The sequence below is a fragment of the Cupriavidus taiwanensis genome (assembly GCF_900250115.1).
GTDB classification, from domain to species: domain Bacteria; phylum Pseudomonadota; class Gammaproteobacteria; order Burkholderiales; family Burkholderiaceae; genus Cupriavidus; species Cupriavidus taiwanensis_B.
In genome coordinates this window covers 2,473,166-2,490,082 of sequence record NZ_LT984804.1, presented here as the reverse complement: position 1 = coordinate 2,490,082, position 16,917 = coordinate 2,473,166, and the positions used below count along the sequence as shown (strand labels likewise).

The following is a 16,917-nucleotide window of genomic DNA, read 5'->3' as shown; positions in this document are numbered from 1 at the left end:
CTACATGCCGAAGCGCTGCGCGCGCGCGGTGAAGAAGATGCCGCTGGGGTTGTCGGCCGGCAGCGTGGCCAGGCGTTCGAGGGTGCCGGTGTCGTAGACCTCGACGCGGTTGTCGTCGCGGCAGGACAGCCACAGCGCCTCGCCCTTGGGCGTGAATTCCATGTGCAGCACGCCGCGGCAGGGGCGCAGGGTGCGAACCACCTGGCGCGTGGCGGTGTCGATCACCTGCACGGTGTCGTTGTGCGGAAAGGCGAAATTGACCCACACCTGGCGCCCGTCCGGCCGCGCCATGGCGAATACCGGCTGGCCCGCCAGCGCCACGCGCGCCGCCTCGCGCCAGCCGTGGGCGGGGTCGGCCACCAGCACTTCATGGCGCCCGATCGCCGGCAGCCACGCCATGCCCTGCGCCATGGCCCAGCCGCGCAGGTGCGGCATCTTATAGACCGGCAGTGGCGCATTGCCGCGGCCGTAGCCGGACAGGATGCGGCGCGCCTGCGGCGGCGCCTGCCACAGGTCGACCAGCGCCAGGCCGTCTTCGCCGAACAGGCCCGCCAGGTACCAGCGGCCGTCGGGCGTGACCAGCCCGTCGTAAGGCTCGCGGCCGGCGGGCAGGCGGGCCACTTGCGGATGACGCGGATCGCCGGCGTCGATGATCCAGATTTCGCCGGATTCGAACAGGCTGGCGGCAAAGCGCCGGCCGGGCAGGTCGGCCAGCCCGACCACCTTGGCGCGGCGCCCGTCGCTGCCGATCGCCGGCAGGTCTGCCAGCGGCGCCAGCGTCTGGGCGTCGAACAGCCGGATGCCGCCCGGCGCATAGTTCTGCGCGGCGACCACGCGGCCATCCTGCGAGATCGCGCCGCCGATGCTGTTGCCGGCCTGCAGCACGCGGTGGGTGACACGGGCGTTGAGCAGGTCGACCCGCGTCAGGCCGCCATCGCGGCCGAACACATAGGCGTAGCGGGCATCGCGCGAGAACACCACGCTGGCGTGGGACAGGTCGCCCAGCCCTGCGACCGTGGCCAGTCGGGTCATGCCGGTGGTCTCGATGATCTGCAGCCGGCCTGCGGCGCGCTCCACCACCACGCCGAGGTCGCCGGTGCCGCGCACGGTGCCGGCGCACCCGGCGGCGAGCACGGCTAAGAGGACACTGCATGCCGCCGCGGCCAGCCCGCGCATCAGTTGCCTTGCGGCATGACGGCCGGCGGCTGGCCGGCCTGCAGTCGATCGATCAGCCATCGGGCTTCATCCTGCGTCATGAAAGGTTGCCAGGGCGGCATCGCCGTGCCGGGCCGGCCGTACAGCACCGTGGCCGCGAGGCCATCGGGCGGCTTGCCTGCAAGGCTTGCGGGTGTCAGCGGCGGGCCCAGCCCGCCGCGCAAGGTCATGCCGTGGCAGGCGCCGCAGTCGTCGCGCAGCCAGTGCGCCAGTTGCGCCTGCCGTGCCGGCGCGGGCGGCTGCGCCGCGGCGAGTGCGCCGGCGCAGGCTGTGGCGACCAGCGCCGCGGCCGCGGCACGGTGCCATCCCATGCGGCTCAGAGGGAAAGGATCCATTTGGCCAGCGTGTTGGCGTCGGCCTCGCTGACCGCGTTGGCTGGCATCGGCACCGGGCCCCAGCGGCCGCTGCTGCCCTTCAGGATGGACTGGACCATCTGTGCCTGCGCGTCCTTCCTGCCGGTGTACTTGCCCTTGATGTCCTGGAAGGCGGGGCCGACCAGCTTCTTGTCGGTGGCATGGCACGCCAGGCAGGCCTTGCTCGATGCCAGGGCCTGGCTGGCATGTGCCGGCATTGCCGTGCCGAACGTCAGCAGGCAGCCGGACGCTGCCAGCAGCGCACGCAGCGCGGGTTGTGTTCGCATGATGCATTTCTCCATGGAGGGAACGCGGGGGACGCCGGCGGCCCTCGCCGCGCCGGGGCGCAGCGAGGGCGCGGGCTCAGTAGACGTCGTGCTGCGTGTTGTAGGCGTTGAACTTGCCGGTGGGCGTGACCAGGCGCTTGTCCTTGATCACGGTCTTGAGCGTGCGGGTCTTGTCGTCGACCACCACCAGCGCGGATTCACCATCCTTGGTGCCCCACACCGAGAACCAGACCTCGTCGCCCGCCTTGTTGTATTCGGCCTGCACCACGCGCCTGGCGCCGCTGCCCTTCAGGTCAGCCCACTCTGCGATCGGCAGCACCTTGAAGCCGGCATCGAGGTTGCGCGTGTCGAACACCGCGACCGACTGGTTGAGCTTGGCATCCGGATTCAGCGGGGTATCGACCCACAGGTTGGACGACTTGGGATGGGTCTTGATGAAGAGCGAGCCGCCGCCCTGGCCCTTGACCGTCTGCACCACCTTCCACGCCTGCGCCGGGTGGCCGGCGGGGTCGGTGCCGATCAGGCTGATGGTCTCGTCACCCAGGTGGCTGGTGGCCCAGACCGGGCCGAACTGAGGATGCGTGAAGTTGGCGCCGCGACCCGGATGCGGGGTCTTGCCGACGTTGACCAGCGCGGCCAGCTTGTCTTCCTTGGTGTCGACCACGGCGATCTTGTCGGAGGCGTTGGCGGCGACCAGGAAGTAGCGCCCGGTGGAGTCGAAGCCGCCGTCATGGAGGAACTTGGCCGAGTCGATGGTGGTGGTCTTCAGGTTGGCCAGGTCCGAGTAGTTGACCATCAGGATCTTGCCGGTCTCCTTGGCGTTGATCACGAACTCCGGATGGAAATGGCTGGCCACGATCGAGGCCACGCGCGGCTCGGGGTGGTATTCGTTGTCAACGGTCATGCCGCGCGTGGACACCACCTTGAGCGGCTTGAGCGTGTCGCCCTCCATGATCACGTACTGCGGCGGCCAGTACGAGCCCGCTACCGCGTATTTGTCTTCGTAGCCCTTGTACTTGGAGGTCTCGACCGAGCGCGCCTCCATGCCGATCTTCACTTCGGCGACGATGTCCGGCTTGGGCAGCCACAGGTCGATCAGGTCCAGCCGCGCGTCGCGGCCGATCACGTACAGGTAGCGTCCCGACGCCGACATGCGCGAGATATGCACCGCATAGCCAGTCTTGACGATATTGATGATCTGCTTGCTGTCGCCGTCGATCAGCGCGACCTCGCCGGCGTCGCGCAGCGTGACCGAGAACAGGTTGTCCAGGTTGTACTGGTTCATCTTCTGCGTCGGGCGCCTGGCCACCGGCACGATGTCCTTGCGGCTCTTCTCGATATCGGCCAGCGCGAACTCGGGCGGCGTCGGCGGATCGAGCTGGATGTAGCGGGCCATCAGGTCGACTTCCTTGTCGGTGAGGTCGCCCGAGGTGCCCCAGTTGGGCATGCCGGCGGGGCTGCCGTACTTGATGAAGGTCTTGAGGTACTCGGTGCCGCGCGCGCGGGTGATGTCCGGGGTCAGCGCCTTGCCGGTGGCGCCCTTGCGCAGCACGCCATGGCAGCCGGCGCAGCGTTCGAAGTAGATCTGCCGCGCGTGGTCGAATTCAGCGGTGGTCAGGGTGGGGATGGCGGCTTTCTGTTCTGCCTTCTGCGCGGTCTTGGATTCGGCCTTGGTCGCTGCATGAGGCAGGCCTAGCCAGAGTGACAGCGGCAATGCCGCGATTGCCGGATACAGCCAGTTTTTTGCTTTCATGGGGTGCCGTGGATCAGCGGTGGGAAAGCGATTGCGCGGTGCGCAGGCGGGTGTGGCCTGGACCTGTCGTCATGTGGCGATCATGCGCACACACTGCCGACATGGGATTGACTGGCATCAAACGAAGCAGGGAGGTTGGGAACGAAATGCGGGATGGGGTTCCCTGTCGTTCCCGGCGGGCAGGCGTGTCGCCGTGGCGGCGACACGCTGGAGGCGGTGTGCTCAGGTGCGGCCGAGTCGTGCGCGCGTGCGCGCGGCCAAGTTTTGCGTCCACGGAAACGCGGACCAGTACTGCGCCGTGAACTGCTCGATCTCGCCGCGCTGGCGCAGCGACAGGCCGATCATGTCGAGCCCTTCGATAAACATGCGGCGATGGCGTGCCGACAGTGCAAACGCGTGCTCGCCGGCAGGCGTGCGCACGCGCATGGCATCAAGGTCGATGCTGACGGTGTTGCGGCTGTCCGCGTCCACGGCGTCCATCAAGCGCTCGATGACCTCGCGCGGCAGCATCACCAGCAGCAGCCGGTTGTTCATCGCGTTGGAGTAGAAGATCTCGCCGAAGCTCGGCGCGATCACGGCGCGGATGCCGAATTGCTGCAGGCCCCACACGGCATGCTCGCGGCTGGAGCCGCAGCCGAAGTTGGCGCCGCCCACCAGGATGCTGGTGCCGGCGTATTCGGGGCGGTTCAGCACGAAGTCCGGGCGCGGCGCGCCGCTGGCGTCGAAGCGGTGGTCGTACAGGATGCCCTGCGCCAGGCCGGACTTGTCGATCCCGCGCAGGAACTGCTTGGGAATGATCTGGTCGGTGTCGAGGTTCTCGAAGCGGATCGCGGCGGCTTTGCCGTGGATGCAGGTGGGTTCAGGCATGAATGGTCTCCAGCTTGCGGACGTCGGTGATGACGCCGGTGACCGCGGCGGCGGCGGCCATGGCGGGACTCATCAGGTGGGTGATGGCGCCGCGCCCTTGCCGGCCCTCGAAGTTGCGGTTGGTGGTGGAGGCGCAGCGCACGCCGTCGGCGAGCACGTCGTCGTTCATTGCCAGGCACATCGAGCAGCCCGGTTGCCGCCATTCGAAGCCGGCGTCGATCAGGATGCCGGCCAGCCCCTCGCGTTCGGCCTGCGCCTTGACCGCGCCCGAGCCCGGCACCACCATGGCCCGCACCCCCTGGGCCACCTTGCGCCCGCGCACCACATTGGCCACCGCGCGCAGGTCTTCGATGCGGCCGTTGGTGCAAGAGCCGATGAAGACATGCTGGATCGCAGTGCCAGCCAGCGCCGCGCCGGGCTGCAATTGCGTGTACGCGAGCGCGCGCTCGACCGAGCGCTGCTCGGCCTCGTCGATCTGCGCTTCGGCAAACGGGATCGTGCCGGAGACCGGCAGCACCTGGTCCGGGCTGGTGCCCCAGGTCACGTACGGTTCGATCTCGCCGGCATCGAACGAGAATTCCATGTCGAACACGGCATCGGCGTCGCTGTGCAGCGTGCCCCAGTAGGCAAGGGCGGCGTCTCTCTGCAGGCCGGCGATGTCCGGCGCGCGGCGCAGCACGTAGTCGGTGGCCGCCGCGTCGGGTGCGATCAGCGCGCCGCGCGCGGCCGCCTCGACGGTCATGTTGCACAGCGTGAAGCGCGCCTCGACGCTCAGCGCGCGAATCGCCGTGCCGCAGTACTCCACCACATAGCCGCGCGCGCCTTGCGCGCCGATCGCGCCGATGATCTTCAGGATCAGATCCTTGGCGGTGGTGCCGGTGGGCAGCGTGCCGTCGACGCGGATGCGCATGGTGCGGGCCATGCGGTAGACCAGCGTCTGCGTGGCCAGCACGTGTTCGACCTCGGAGGTGCCGATGCCGAAGCCGAGCGCGCCAAGCGCGCCATAGGTGGTGGTATGGCTGTCGCCGCAGATCACCACCATGCCGGGGCGGATCATGCCGTGCTCGGGGGCGACCACGTGCTCGATGCCCTGCAGCGCATCGTTGGTGTCGAACAGCGGGATGCCATGGCGCGCGCAGTTGGCGTGCAGGTTGGTGGCCTGCAGCGCCGAGGCCGGGTCGGCGAACACGCGGATTGCGCCGGGATGGGTCGGGATGATATGGCTGACCACCGCAACGTTCTGGCCGGGCACCATCACGCCGCGCTGCTGTTCGTGCAGCCCGGCGAAGGCCTGCGGGCTGGTGTACTCGTTCATCAGGTGCAGGTCGCAGTACAGCAGCACGTTGTCGTCGTCGATCCTGGCGACGGTGTGCGCGTCGACCAGCTTCTGGTATAGCGTCTTGGGGGGGGGCATGGGGCCTGCCTTGTCAGGGGTTATTCCGCGGTGATGCCGCGCTGCTTGATCAGTCGCGCCCACACCGGCATTTCCTTTTCCAGGCGCTGGCGTGCCGCTTCGGGCGTGGTCGGCGTCGGCTCGAAGCCTTCCCTGACCATGCGCTCGCGCGTCGACGGCGATGCCAGTGCGGTGTTCAGCGCGGCGTTGAGCTTGTCGATCACGGGCCGCGGCGTGCCGGCCGGGGCGAACACCATGAACCAGGTCTCGAAGGCATAGCCGGGCAGGCCCGCCTCGGCCGCGGTCGGCACGTTCGGCAACTGCGCCGAGCGCCGCGTGCCGGTGACCGCGAGCGCCTTGAGCTTGCCGCCCTGCACATGCTGCTGGGCCGCGGAGATGACCGGGAAGCTCATGTCGACCTGGCCCGCGATGGTGTCGACCAGCGCGGGGCCCCCGCCGCGGTACGGCACGTGGACGATGGCGACGTTCGCCACCGACTTGAACAGTTCGGCCGACATATGGAAGGTGCTGCCGTTGCCCGCCGAGCCATAGGTCAGCTTGCCGGGCGCGGCCCTGGCCGCAGCGATCAGTTGCTGCAGGTTGGTGGCAGGCACGTTGTTGTTGACCACCAGCACATGCTGGGAACTGGCCACCATGCCGATCGGCACGAGGTCCTTGAGGGTGTCGTACGGCATGCGCGGGAACAGGCCCGGGTTGATCGCCAGCGATACGGTCTGCAGGCCGACGGTGTAGCCGTCGGCGGCGGCCTTGGCCACCGCATCGACACCAATATTGCCGCTGGCACCCGCGCGGTTCTCGACCACGATGGTGCCGCCCAGGCTTTTGGCCCATGCCTCCGAGACCAGCCGCGCGGCGATGTCGGCGCTGCCGCCCGGCGCGTAGGGCACGACCAGGCGCACCGGGCGCTGGGGATAGTTCTGCGCCGCGGCGGTGCCGATCGACGCGGCGCACATCAGCAAGGCGGTGAGGCGGGCAACTTTCATGGGTGTCTCCGGTCGCGATGACTTGTTATGGAAGCCATCGTATCATTCACCTGGAGGCACATAATTCAAACTCGGTTACTTCTTTATTTTCTGTAATTCACCAATGGACCAGCTCTCCGACGTCGCGTTCTTTGCCTGTATCAACCAGCATGGCAGCCTGGCCGGCGCGGCGCAGCAGCTGGGCGTGACGCCGCCCGCGGTCAGCAAGCGGCTGGCGGCGCTGGAGGCACGGCTGCGGGTGCGCTTGCTGCACCGGACCACGCGCCGCATCAGCCTGACGCCGGAAGGCGAGAGCTACCTGGTGGAAGGCGCCCGCATCCTGGCCGAGATGGAGGCGCTGGAACGCGCCATCGCGGGCACCGGCAGTACCCCGCACGGGTTGCTGAAGATCGGCGCCACGCTGGGATTCGGGCGCCGGCATATCGCGCCGGCGCTGGCCCGGTTTGCACGCCTCTACCCGAATATCGAGGTCCAGCTATACCTGAGCGACCGGCCGCTGAACCTGGTCGAACAGGGGCTGGACGCCATGATCCACTTCGGCGAGATGCCGGACGTGCGGCTGAGCGCGCGCCTGCTGGCCAACAATCGCCGGCTGCTGTGCGCTTCGCCGTCGTACCTGGCGGCGCATGGCGAGCCGTCAAGCCCGCGTGAACTGGCGCGTCACAACTGCATCTTCATCCGCGAAGCCGACGAGACCTTCGGCACCTGGCACCTGCGCCACGGCGCGCAGCAGGAGACCGTCAAGGTGCGCGGCACCATGAGCACCAATGACGGGGAGTCGGCGCTGGCGTGGGCGCTCGACGGCCACGGCCTGATCGTGCGCTCGGAGTGGGACGCGGCGGAGCACCTGCGCAGCGGCGCGCTGCGCCGGGTGTTGCCGCAGTGGCAGTTCGCGCCGGCGGACATCCACCTGGTGTTCCCGGCGCGCAATCACCGTCCGGACAAGGTGCGGGCGCTGGTGGATTTCATGCTGGAGCACTTTGCCGGCCACCGCGCCGCCGGTGGCAGCAACGGCGCCGGTGCCTGGTAAGCCGCGGCCGGCGTCAGACAGCTACAGCGCCAGTTCCGAGGCCCGCGCGGCGCCCGCGCCCACGCCTGGCAGGGCCGCGGCCTGGTCGCGCAGGGCCAGGATAAAGCCGCCGATCTGCGCGATATCGTCCAGCGCCATGCAGGGCAGCACGGTGTCCATGCGCGTGTCGGTGGCCAGCGCGATGATCGAGGGATCGCCGGGATAGTAGGGCGCGCGCCCGTGCGCGGGCCGGTAGACCTCGATGCGCGGGATCGCCTCGCGGCGGAAGCCTTCGACCAGCGTGATGTCGGCCGGGCGCAGCCGCGCCACCTGCTCGGCCAGCGTCGGCTCGGCCTCGTCGGCCAGTTCGCGCACGATGGCGTAGCGATAGGGCGAGGCCACCATCACCTCGGCCGCGCCGGCGGCGCGAAAGCGCGCGCTGTCCTTGCCCGGGGGCTCGAGCTCGAGCGGGTGGTGGCTGTGCTTGACCACGTTGACGGTCAGGCCCTGGGCGCGGAACCAGGGCAGCAGCGCCGTGATCAGGGTGGTCTTGCCGCTGCCGGAGGTGCCGGTGATGCCGAAGATAAAGGGATTCATGTCGTGACGGATTCGGTTTGTGCGGCGGTCATAGGCAACGGGCATACCAGCGGCAGGAAGGCATCGGCGCGTTGCGAGTAGGCCAGCAGCGCGCCGGCCTGCAGGTCGAAGTACCAGCCGTGCAGCGTCAGCGTTCCTGCTTCCAGCGCGCGCCGCACGAACGGGAAGGTCTGCAGGTTGCGCAGCGAGACCAGGACCGCCGCCTGTTCGCAGGCGCGCTGGCGCTGCGCCGGGCTGGCGCCGGCAAGCGTTTGCTCCACCTGCCGGCGCGCCGGTGCGGCGATGCGCACCCAGGCGCCTAGGTAGTCGGCTTCGTCGCCTTCGTCGGGCGGATGGTCGCCGGCGTCGGCGGGCTGCGCCAGCAGCGCGCGGATGCCGCCGCAGCCGCCATGGCCCATCACGATGATGCGCTCGACGCGCAGCTGCTCGACGGCAAACTGGATCGCGGCGGACACGCCGTGCAGGCTGCCCTCATGACGCCCGGTGCAGGGCGGCACCAGGTTGCCGATATTGCGCACGGTGAAGAGATCGCCCGGGTCGCAGCCCAGCAACAGGGCCGGGTCCACGCGCGAGTCGCAGCAGCCGATCAGCAGGGTGGGCGGCTGCTGCCCGCTGCGCAGCGCGTCGAACAGGCTCGGCGCATCGTCGAAATAGCGTTGCTGGAACCGCTCGAAGCCCTTCAGTAGATGTTCGATCTGATGCATGGCGGTTTCCGTTGGTCAGGATGGCGGCGCTACTGCACCAGCGGGCTGTCGGCGCCTTCCAGTTCGATGCCTTCGATGCGGGCGCGCCCGATCAGCAGGCTGGCGTATTGCTTCCAGGCGCGGTCCCGCGCCGCCGTGGCCAGCGCACAGGCGATGTCGCCGCGCACGGCCTCGAACGGCAGGCGGGTGCCGGGGCAGCGCTCCAGGATGCGCACGATATGCAGTCCGAAGCGGGTCTCGACCAGTTGCGGCAAGACGCCGTCATGCTGCGCGGCAAAGAGCGCGCGCTCGAACTCCGGCGCGGTCTCGCCTCGGAACACGCGGCCCAGGCGCCCGCCGTTGCTGCCGCTCGGGCAGTTCGACAGCGCGCGGGCATGCTGCGCGAAGCTCGACGGGTCGCCGCGCACCAGCGCCAGCGTCTGCGCCGCGATTTCGCGCAGCGCGTCCAGCGGCACGCGCGGCGTCACCTGGAACAGGATGTGGTCGGCCTCGACCCATTCCCCGTCGCGAAAGCGCTCCGGACGGCTGTCGTAGTGGCGGCGGCAACTGGATTCGTCCGGCTCGGGAATGCCGGCCTCGCGTTCCAGCAGCGCCATGGCAAGCGCGTCGTCGTCCTGGCCCGGCACGCTCAGGCCGATACGTCCGGCCTCTTCGCGCACCAGCAGGCGCAGGATGGCGGAGATCGTCGCCATCTTCGCGGCATTGGCGGTGTCGTGATGGTGGTCCAGTTCGCGCTCGATATCGGCGTCGCGCAGTTCCACGCCGTTGACGGTGACAGGCATCGTGTTCTCCTTGTCGGGTTGTGGCGCTCAGCGGCTGCGCACCAGCTGCCAGGCGCGACCCAGATAGCCAAGCGAGGCAAAGCCGCTCCACACGTGCACCAGCCGCGTGAAGGGGAAGATCACGAACAGGGTCATGCCCATGAACAGGTGCGCCTTGAACAGCAGCGGCGCGTCGGCGATAAAGCCGGCGGCGTCGCCGCGCAGCGTGACGATGTGCTGCGCCCAGTTCATCAGCTGCACCATCATGTGGCCGTCCATGTGGCCGGCCGATTCGAAGATGGTGGACAGGCCCAGCAGCAGCGTCACCAGCAGCCACAGCAGCAGAACCTTGTCGCCGGTGCGGGTCACCGCGGACACGCGCGCGCTGGTCAGGCGGCGATGCAGCAGGATCAGCAGGCCGGCCAGGCACATGGTGCCCATCACGCCGCCGGCGGCCATCGCCACGCCCTGCTTGAAGCCGTGCGAGACGCCCAGCGCGTCCCATACCGCGACCGGGGTCAGCAGGCCCACCAGGTGGCCGAAGAACAGGCCGAGGATGCCGACATGGAACAGGATGTTGCCGGTGCGCAGGTTGCCGCGGTACAGCACTTGCGAGCTGTCGCTCTTCCAGGTGTATTGCTCGCGCTCGAAGCGGGCCAGGCTGCCGAACAGGAAGATCGCCAGCGCGATGTACGGGTAGATGCCGAAGAGGAATTGGTGGAGGGTTGCCATGGTGTTAGCTCTTTAAGAGGATTGGGCTGCAGGTTGCCCCGGTGTCCGTCTATGCCAGCTGTTTTCCCTCTCCCTCAGGGGATAGGGCAGGGTGAGGGGTGGTTCAGGCACCGGCGCTTCGTCGAAGCTCCCGCCCTCACCCCCGCCCCTCTCCCGCAAGCGGGAGAGGGGAGCGAACAGTCGGCTTGCGTCGGCATTTCAGCAAGGCAATGGCACCGGTGCCGTGCCGCGCGGGTAGAACTTCACCGCCTGCGGGCCGGCCTGCGGCGCCAGCAGCGGCTCGACGCCGTCGGCGCCCGGGCCGAAGGTTTCCAGCGCCTCGTCCATGTCCCGCACCGGCGGCTCCTGCTGCGGTTGCGGCTGCACGTCGGTGAGCGTGCGCAGCACGGCGAACACGCCGGCGTAGGGGCTCTGGTTGCGCGCGAGCCGGTCGCCGATCGCGGCCAGCACGTGGATGGCCTCGCCCAGCAGCTGTTCGGCGCGTGCCTCGTTGCCGTCCGCCGCGAGTGCGCCGAGAAACTCCAGGAACAGCGGCACGTAGTCGGGCAGCTCGGACGCCGCGGGCTCGAAGCCCTCGCGCCGGTACTCGTCGATCAGGTCGGCCATGGCCTGGCCGCGGTCGCGGCTTTCGCCGTGCACATGCTCGAACAGGTGCAGCGAGTGAGCCGGATTGCGGTCGAAGGTGGCGACATAGTTTTCCTGCAGCGTGATCAGCGCCTCGCTGCGCAGCATCGCGGTCACCGGCGCCAGCAGGTCGCGCGCCTGGGGCCACTCGGCCAGCGCGTCATCGATCTCCGGCAGCGCGTCGAGCAGATCCTGCTCGGGATAGCCGAGCAGCGCACTGAGGATGGGATAGAGGGGCATGTTGTTCTCCGGTTGGTTGGCGAGCACGTTGGCGCGCGCTCAGCTCATCACGGCCTTCTTGCGCGACCTGGGCATGTCGACGAAATGCACGCTGCCCTGCGGCTTCTTGCCGAACAGCGCGCCATCCGAGGTGCCACCCGAGCAGCCGTTGCCGAAGGTGAAGCCGCAGCTGGCCTTGTCGTTGAAGCTGTCCTCGACCATTTCCTTGTGCGAGGACGGGATCACGAAACGGTCCTCGTAGTTGGCGATGGCCATGGTCTTGTACATGTCCTCGACCTGCGCGGGCGTCAGGCCCACCTGCTTCAGCACGTCGAGGTCCTGCACGCCGTCGACCACCTGCGAGCGCTTGTAGGCGCGCATCGCCAGCATGCGGTCCAGTGCCGACAGCACCGGCATCACGTCGCCCGCGGTCAGCAGGTTGGCCAGGTACTTGACCGGGATGCGCAGGCTCTTGACATCGGGGATCACCCCGTTCATGCCCATGTGGCCGGCTTCGGCCGCCGACTGGATCGGCGACAGCGGCGGGACGTACCAGACCATCGGCAGCGTGCGGTATTCCGGATGCAGCGGGAAGGCGATCTTCCACTCGCACGCCATCTTGTAGACCGGCGACTTGCGCGCGGCGTCCAGCCAGGCCTGGGGAATGCCCTGGCGCAGCGCCTCGGCCCGCACTGCCGGATCGTGCGGATCGAGGAACACGTCGAGCTGCGACTGGTACAGGTCGCGCTCATCGGCCACCGACGCGGCCTGCTCGATACGGTCGGCGTCGTACAGCATCACGCCGAGGTAACGGATGCGGCCGACGCAGGTCTCGGAGCAGACCGTGGGCTGGCCGGCCTCGATGCGCGGATAGCAGAACAGGCATTTCTCGGCCTTGCCGCTCTGCCAGTTGAAGTAGATCTTCTTGTACGGGCAGCCCGAGATGCACATGCGCCAGCCGCGGCACTTGTCCTGGTCGACCAGCACGATGCCGTCGTCCTCGCGCTTGTAGATCGAGCCCGACGGGCACGATGCCACGCAGGCCGGGTTCAGGCAGTGCTCGCACAGGCGCGGCAGGTACATCATGAAGGTGTTCTCGAAGGTCGAGTACATCTCCTTCTGCACGTCGTCGAAGAGCTTGTCGCGGCCGCGCGAGCTGAACTCGCCGCCGAGGTCATCTTCCCAGTTCGGGCCCCACTCGATCTTTTCCATCTTGCGCCCGGTCAGCACCGAGACCGGGCGCGCGGTGGGCGGCGTTTGCGACAGCGGCGCCTTCTGCAGGTGCTCGTAGTCGTAGGTGAAGGGCTCGTAGTACTCGTCGATCGCCGGCAGGTTGGGATTGGCGAACAGGTTCGCCAGGATCTTCAGCTTGCCGCCCTGGCGCGGCTCCAGCGTCCCGTCGGCATTGCGCTTCCAGCCGCCCTGCCACTTGTCCTGGTTCTCCCATTCCTTGGGATAGCCGATGCCGGGCTTGGTCTCGACGTTGTTGAACCACGCGTACTCGACGCCGTCGCGGCTGGTCCAGACGTTCTTGCAGGTCACGGAGCAGGTATGGCAGCCGATGCACTTGTCGAGGTTCAGCACCATGGCCACCTGGGCGCGGATCTTCATTGCGTTGCTCCTTCCTTGTTGGTTTCCACCAGCGGTCCTTCGAGCCAGTCGACCTTCTTCATCTTGCGCAGGATCACGAACTCGTCGCGGTTGCTGCCGACGGTGCCGTAGTAGTTGAAGCCGTAGGCCAGTTGCGCGTAGCCGCCGATCATGTGGGTGGGCTTGGTCACCGCGCGCGTGACCGAGTTATGGATGCCGCCGCGCATGCCGCTGGTCTCGGCGCCGGGCACGTTCACGATCTTTTCCTGCGCGTGGTACATCAGGCACATGCCCTTGGGCACGCGCTGCGACACCACCACGCGCGCGGTCAGCGTGCCGTTGACGTTGAACACCTCGACCCAGTCGTTGTCGCGGATGCCGTTGGCCTTGGCCTCGGCTTCCGAGATCCACACGTGCGGGCCGCCGCGCGACAGCGTCAGCATGCGCAGGTTGTCGGAGTAGGTGGAGTGGATGCCCCACTTCTGGTGCGGCGTGATCCAGTTCAGCACCAGCTCGGGGTTGCCGTTGGGCTTCTTGCCCAGCATCGGCGCCACGGTCTTGGTATCGATGGCCGGCTTGTACACGCACGCGCCTTCGCCGAAGTCCAGCATCCAGCGGTGGTCCTGGTAGAACTGCTGGCGGCCGGTCAGCGTGCGCCAGGGGATCAGCTCGTGCACGTTGGTGTAGCCGGCGTTGTAGCTGACCTCTTCCGACTCCAGCCCCGACCACGTCGGAGCGGAGATGATCTTGCGCGGCTGCGCCTGCACGTCGCGGAAGCGGATCTTGTCGTGCTCGCGCCCTTCGGCCAGGTGGGTGTGGTCGCGCCCGGTGATCTTCGACAGCGCTTCCCACGCCTTGACGGCGACGTGGCCGTTGGTTTCGGGCGCGAAGGTCAGGATCATCTCGGCGGCATCGATCGCCGTTTCGAGCTTCGGGCGGCCCTGGCTCACGCCGGGTTCCGTCACCGTGTGGCTCAGGTCGCCGATTTCCTTCACCTCATGCCGGGTGTTCCAGTTGATGCCCTTGCCGCCATTGCCGAGCTTGTCGAGCAGCGGGCCGATCGAGGTGAATTTCTTGTAGATGTCCGCGTAGTTGCGTTCCACCACCGTCATCGACGGCGCGGTCTTGCCCGGGATCAGGTCGCACTCGCCGGCTTTCCAGTCCTTGGGCTCGAACGGCTGGCCCAGTTCGCCCGGGGTGTCGTGCAGCAGCGGCGTGCAGACCAGGTCCTTGCGCGTGCCCAGGTACGGCCCGGCAATCTCGCTGAACTTCTTCGCGATGGCCTTGTAGATTTCCCAGTCGGTCTTGCTTTCCCACAGCGGCTGCACGGCTTCGGACAGCGGGTGGATAAAGGGGTGCATGTCGGACGTGTTGAGGTCGTCCTTCTCGTACCAGGTTGCCGTCGGCAGCACGATGTCGCCATACAGGCAGGTGGTGCTCATGCGGAAGTCCAGCACGGTCAGCAGGTCGAGCTTGCCTTCGGCGGCCGGGCGCACGTTGACTTCGCTCGGCGTGATCGCATCGTTTTCGTCGCCGAACACGGCGTTCTGCGTGCCGAGCAGGTACTTCAGGAAATATTCATGTCCCTTGCCAGAGCTGCCCAGGATGTTGGAGCGCCACACGAACATGTTGCGCGGGAAGTTGGCGGGATTGTCCGGATCATCGCAGGCAAACTGCAAGGCACCCGACTTCAGCTGCTCGACGGTGTAGGCCACCGGGTCCTTGCCGGCCTGCTCGGCCGCGTCGGCCACGTCGAGCGGATTGCTGCCGAGCTGCGGCGCCGACGGCAGCCAGCCCATGCGCTCCGACTTGGCGTTCAGGTCCAGCAGCGACATGCCGTCATAGCGCTTGCGGTCGGCGGTCGGCGACAGGATCTCGTCGACGCCCAGCTTCTCGTGGCGCCACTGGCTGGTGTGGTTGTAGAAGAACGAGGTGCCGTTCATCTGGCGCGGCGGGCGCGACCAGTCCAGGCCGAATGCCAGCGGAGCCCAGCCGAACTGCGGGCGCAGCTTTTCCTGGCCGACGTAGTGGGCCCAGCCGCCGCCGCTCTTGCCGATGCAGCCGCACATCATCAGCAGGTTGATGATGCCGCGGTAGATCATGTCGTTGTGGTACCAGTGGTTCAGCGCGGCACCGACGATCACCATGCTCTTGCCTTGCGTGCGGTCGGCGTTGTCGGCGAACTCGCGCGCCACCTGGACCACCAGGCGGGCCGGCACGGAGGTGTGCTTTTCCTGCCAGGCCGGGGTGTAGGGCACGTCGTCTTCATACGACGTCGCCACATTGGCGCCGCCCAGGCCCTGGTCGACGCCGTAGTTGGCCATCTGCAGGTCATAGACGGTTGCCACCAGCGCGCTGCTGCCGTCGGCCAGGGTGATGCGGCGTGCCGGCACGCGGCGGCGCAGCAGTTCGTCGTGTTCGCCGCCGAAGTAGGGGAAGCCGACCTCCACCACTTCGTCGCCGTTGCCGACCAGCGACAGGCGCGGCTCGACCGTGCGGCCGCTGCCGCCGTCCTTCATCTCCAGGTTCCAGCGGCCTACCTTTTCGCCGCCGTTGTGCGCGGCCTCGCCCCAGCGGAAGCCGATCGAGCCGTTGGGTGCGACGATCTCGCCGGTGGCGTCGTCGATCTGCAGCGTCTTCCACTCGGGATGGTTGGCTTCGCCGAGGTTGTCGGCCAGGTGCGAGGCGCGCAGGAAGTGGTCGGGGACCAGCGTATCGCCGTTGTCCTGGTTCTGGCGCAGCAGCACCAGCATAGGCATGTCGGTGTACTGCCTGATGTAGTCGCGGAAGTAGGCGGACTTGCCGCTGGCGTGGAATTCCTTCAGCACCACGTGGCCCATGGCCATCGCCAGCGCGGCATCGGTGCCTTGCTTCGGCGCCAGCCAGATATCGCCGAACTTGACCATCTCGCCGAAGTCGGACGAGACCGCGACGGTCTTGGTGCCCTTGTAGCGGACTTCGGTGTAGAAGTGCGCGTCAGGCGTGCGCGTCTGCGGCACGTTGGAGCCCCACACCATCAGGTAGGTGGAGTTGTACCAGTCGGCCGATTCGGGCACGTCGGTTTGTTCGCCCCAGATCTGCGGGCTGGCCGGCGGCAGGTCGCAGTACCAATCGTAGAACGACAGGCAGGCGCCGCCGAGCAGGCTCAGGTAGCGCGCGCCGGCGGCATACGAGACCATCGACATCGCCGGGATCGGCGAGAAGCCGATCACGCGGTCCGGGCCGAACTTCTTCACGGTGAAGGCGTTGGCCGCGGCGATCATTTCGGTGGCGGTGTTCCAGTCGGCGCGCACAAAGCCGCCCTGGCCGCGCACGCTCTTGTAACGCGCCGCCTTCTTCGGATCCTGGCTGATCGATGCCCAGGCGGCGACCGGGTCCATAGTCTTGCGGGCCTCGCGCCACATCTCCATCAGGCGGCCGCGGATCATCGGGTACTTGACTCGCTGGGCGGAGTAGACGTACCAGCTGTACGAGGCGCCGCGCGGACAGCCGCGCGGCTCGTGGTTGGGCAGGTCCGGGCGCGTGCGCGGGTAGTCGGTCTGCTGCGTTTCCCAGGTAATCAGGCCGTTCTTGACGTAGACCTTCCAGGAGCAGGAACCCGTGCAGTTCACGCCGTGGGTGGAGCGCACGATCTTGTCGTGCTGCCAGCGGCTGCGGTAGCCGTCTTCCCACTTGCGGTCTTCGTTCACCACCGCGCCGTGGCCGTCCGCATAGGTGGACTTGACGCGCGACATGAACTTCAGTCGATCCAGGAAATGACTCATTTGCTTGTTCTCCGCGAGGCTTTGCTGCGGCGCTCCGGGGATTGC

15 protein-coding genes are annotated in these 16,917 nt (G+C 67.9%); 1 reads left to right on the top strand and 14 read right to left on the bottom strand.

The window, feature by feature from the left end; genetic code table 11:
• The 7 genes from CBM2586_RS27750 to CBM2586_RS27720 all read right to left on the bottom strand — a co-directional run bounded on the left by CBM2586_RS27750 (window position 1) and on the right by CBM2586_RS27720 (window position 6,872).
• On the bottom strand, window positions 1-1,176 hold the full coding sequence (locus CBM2586_RS27750; RefSeq protein WP_115691042.1) for a cytochrome D1 domain-containing protein: 1,176 nt from the start codon (window positions 1,174-1,176) through the stop codon (window positions 1-3).
• Window positions 1,176-1,550, bottom strand: coding sequence for a c-type cytochrome (locus CBM2586_RS27745; protein WP_231942680.1), 375 nt, complete (start codon window positions 1,548-1,550; stop codon window positions 1,176-1,178). The genes CBM2586_RS27750 and CBM2586_RS27745 overlap by 1 nt, the downstream gene beginning before the upstream one ends.
• Entirely contained in the window at window positions 1,532-1,855 is a 324-nt protein-coding gene (locus CBM2586_RS27740; RefSeq protein WP_373424281.1) for a c-type cytochrome, read from the bottom strand. Before CBM2586_RS27740 ends, CBM2586_RS27745 begins: the two co-directional genes overlap by 19 nt.
• A gap of 76 nt (window positions 1,856-1,931) precedes the next feature.
• Window positions 1,932-3,608 carry a nitrite reductase gene (locus CBM2586_RS27735; protein ID WP_115666127.1) on the bottom strand — a complete coding sequence of 559 codons (1,677 nt, stop codon included), beginning with the start codon at window positions 3,606-3,608 and terminating at the stop codon, window positions 1,932-1,934.
• Window positions 3,609-3,830: 222 nt separating this feature from the next.
• Window positions 3,831-4,475 carry a 3-isopropylmalate dehydratase small subunit gene (gene leuD, locus CBM2586_RS27730; protein ID WP_115666128.1) on the bottom strand — a complete coding sequence of 215 codons (645 nt, stop codon included), beginning with the start codon at window positions 4,473-4,475 and terminating at the stop codon, window positions 3,831-3,833.
• Window positions 4,468-5,889 (bottom strand): 3-isopropylmalate dehydratase large subunit, encoded by a 1,422-nt coding sequence (gene leuC / locus CBM2586_RS27725; protein WP_115691040.1) that lies wholly within the window; start codon window positions 5,887-5,889, stop codon window positions 4,468-4,470. Before leuC ends, leuD begins: the two co-directional genes overlap by 8 nt.
• Before the next feature lie 20 nt (window positions 5,890-5,909).
• Window positions 5,910-6,872: a tripartite tricarboxylate transporter substrate binding protein gene (locus CBM2586_RS27720; protein WP_115691038.1), complete on the bottom strand. Its 963-nt coding sequence runs from the start codon at window positions 6,870-6,872 to the stop codon at window positions 5,910-5,912.
• Between the two features lie 103 nt (window positions 6,873-6,975).
• Between CBM2586_RS27720 and CBM2586_RS27715 the strand changes: the two genes are divergently transcribed.
• Window positions 6,976-7,902 (top strand): LysR family transcriptional regulator, encoded by a 927-nt coding sequence (locus CBM2586_RS27715; RefSeq protein ID WP_115666131.1) that lies wholly within the window; start codon window positions 6,976-6,978, stop codon window positions 7,900-7,902.
• A 21-nt stretch (window positions 7,903-7,923) separates the two neighbouring features.
• Here CBM2586_RS27715 and mobB read toward each other — a convergent pair whose 3' ends face one another.
• The 7 genes from mobB to CBM2586_RS27680 form a co-directional block, all read right to left on the bottom strand.
• A complete protein-coding gene (mobB, locus tag CBM2586_RS27710) occupies window positions 7,924-8,478 on the bottom strand; it encodes a molybdopterin-guanine dinucleotide biosynthesis protein B (RefSeq protein ID WP_115691036.1) in 555 nt (184 codons plus the stop codon).
• Window positions 8,475-9,182: a carbonic anhydrase gene (locus CBM2586_RS27705; RefSeq protein WP_115666133.1), complete on the bottom strand. Its 708-nt coding sequence runs from the start codon at window positions 9,180-9,182 to the stop codon at window positions 8,475-8,477. The genes mobB and CBM2586_RS27705 overlap by 4 nt, the downstream gene beginning before the upstream one ends.
• A gap of 29 nt (window positions 9,183-9,211) precedes the next feature.
• Window positions 9,212-9,964, bottom strand: coding sequence for a peptidylprolyl isomerase (locus tag CBM2586_RS27700; protein WP_115666134.1), 753 nt, complete (start codon window positions 9,962-9,964; stop codon window positions 9,212-9,214).
• Between the two features lie 27 nt (window positions 9,965-9,991).
• A complete protein-coding gene (gene narI / locus CBM2586_RS27695) occupies window positions 9,992-10,675 on the bottom strand; it encodes a respiratory nitrate reductase subunit gamma (RefSeq protein ID WP_115666135.1) in 684 nt (227 codons plus the stop codon).
• Between the two features lie 198 nt (window positions 10,676-10,873).
• Entirely contained in the window at window positions 10,874-11,539 is a 666-nt protein-coding gene (gene narJ / locus CBM2586_RS27690) for a nitrate reductase molybdenum cofactor assembly chaperone (protein ID WP_115691034.1), read from the bottom strand.
• Window positions 11,540-11,578: 39 nt separating this feature from the next.
• Window positions 11,579-13,129, bottom strand: coding sequence for a nitrate reductase subunit beta (gene narH, locus CBM2586_RS27685; RefSeq protein WP_115691032.1), 1,551 nt, complete (start codon window positions 13,127-13,129; stop codon window positions 11,579-11,581).
• Window positions 13,126-16,872 carry a nitrate reductase subunit alpha gene (locus tag CBM2586_RS27680; protein ID WP_115691030.1) on the bottom strand — a complete coding sequence of 1,249 codons (3,747 nt, stop codon included), beginning with the start codon at window positions 16,870-16,872 and terminating at the stop codon, window positions 13,126-13,128. Before CBM2586_RS27680 ends, narH begins: the two co-directional genes overlap by 4 nt.
• Window positions 16,873-16,917: the final 45 nt, after the last annotated feature.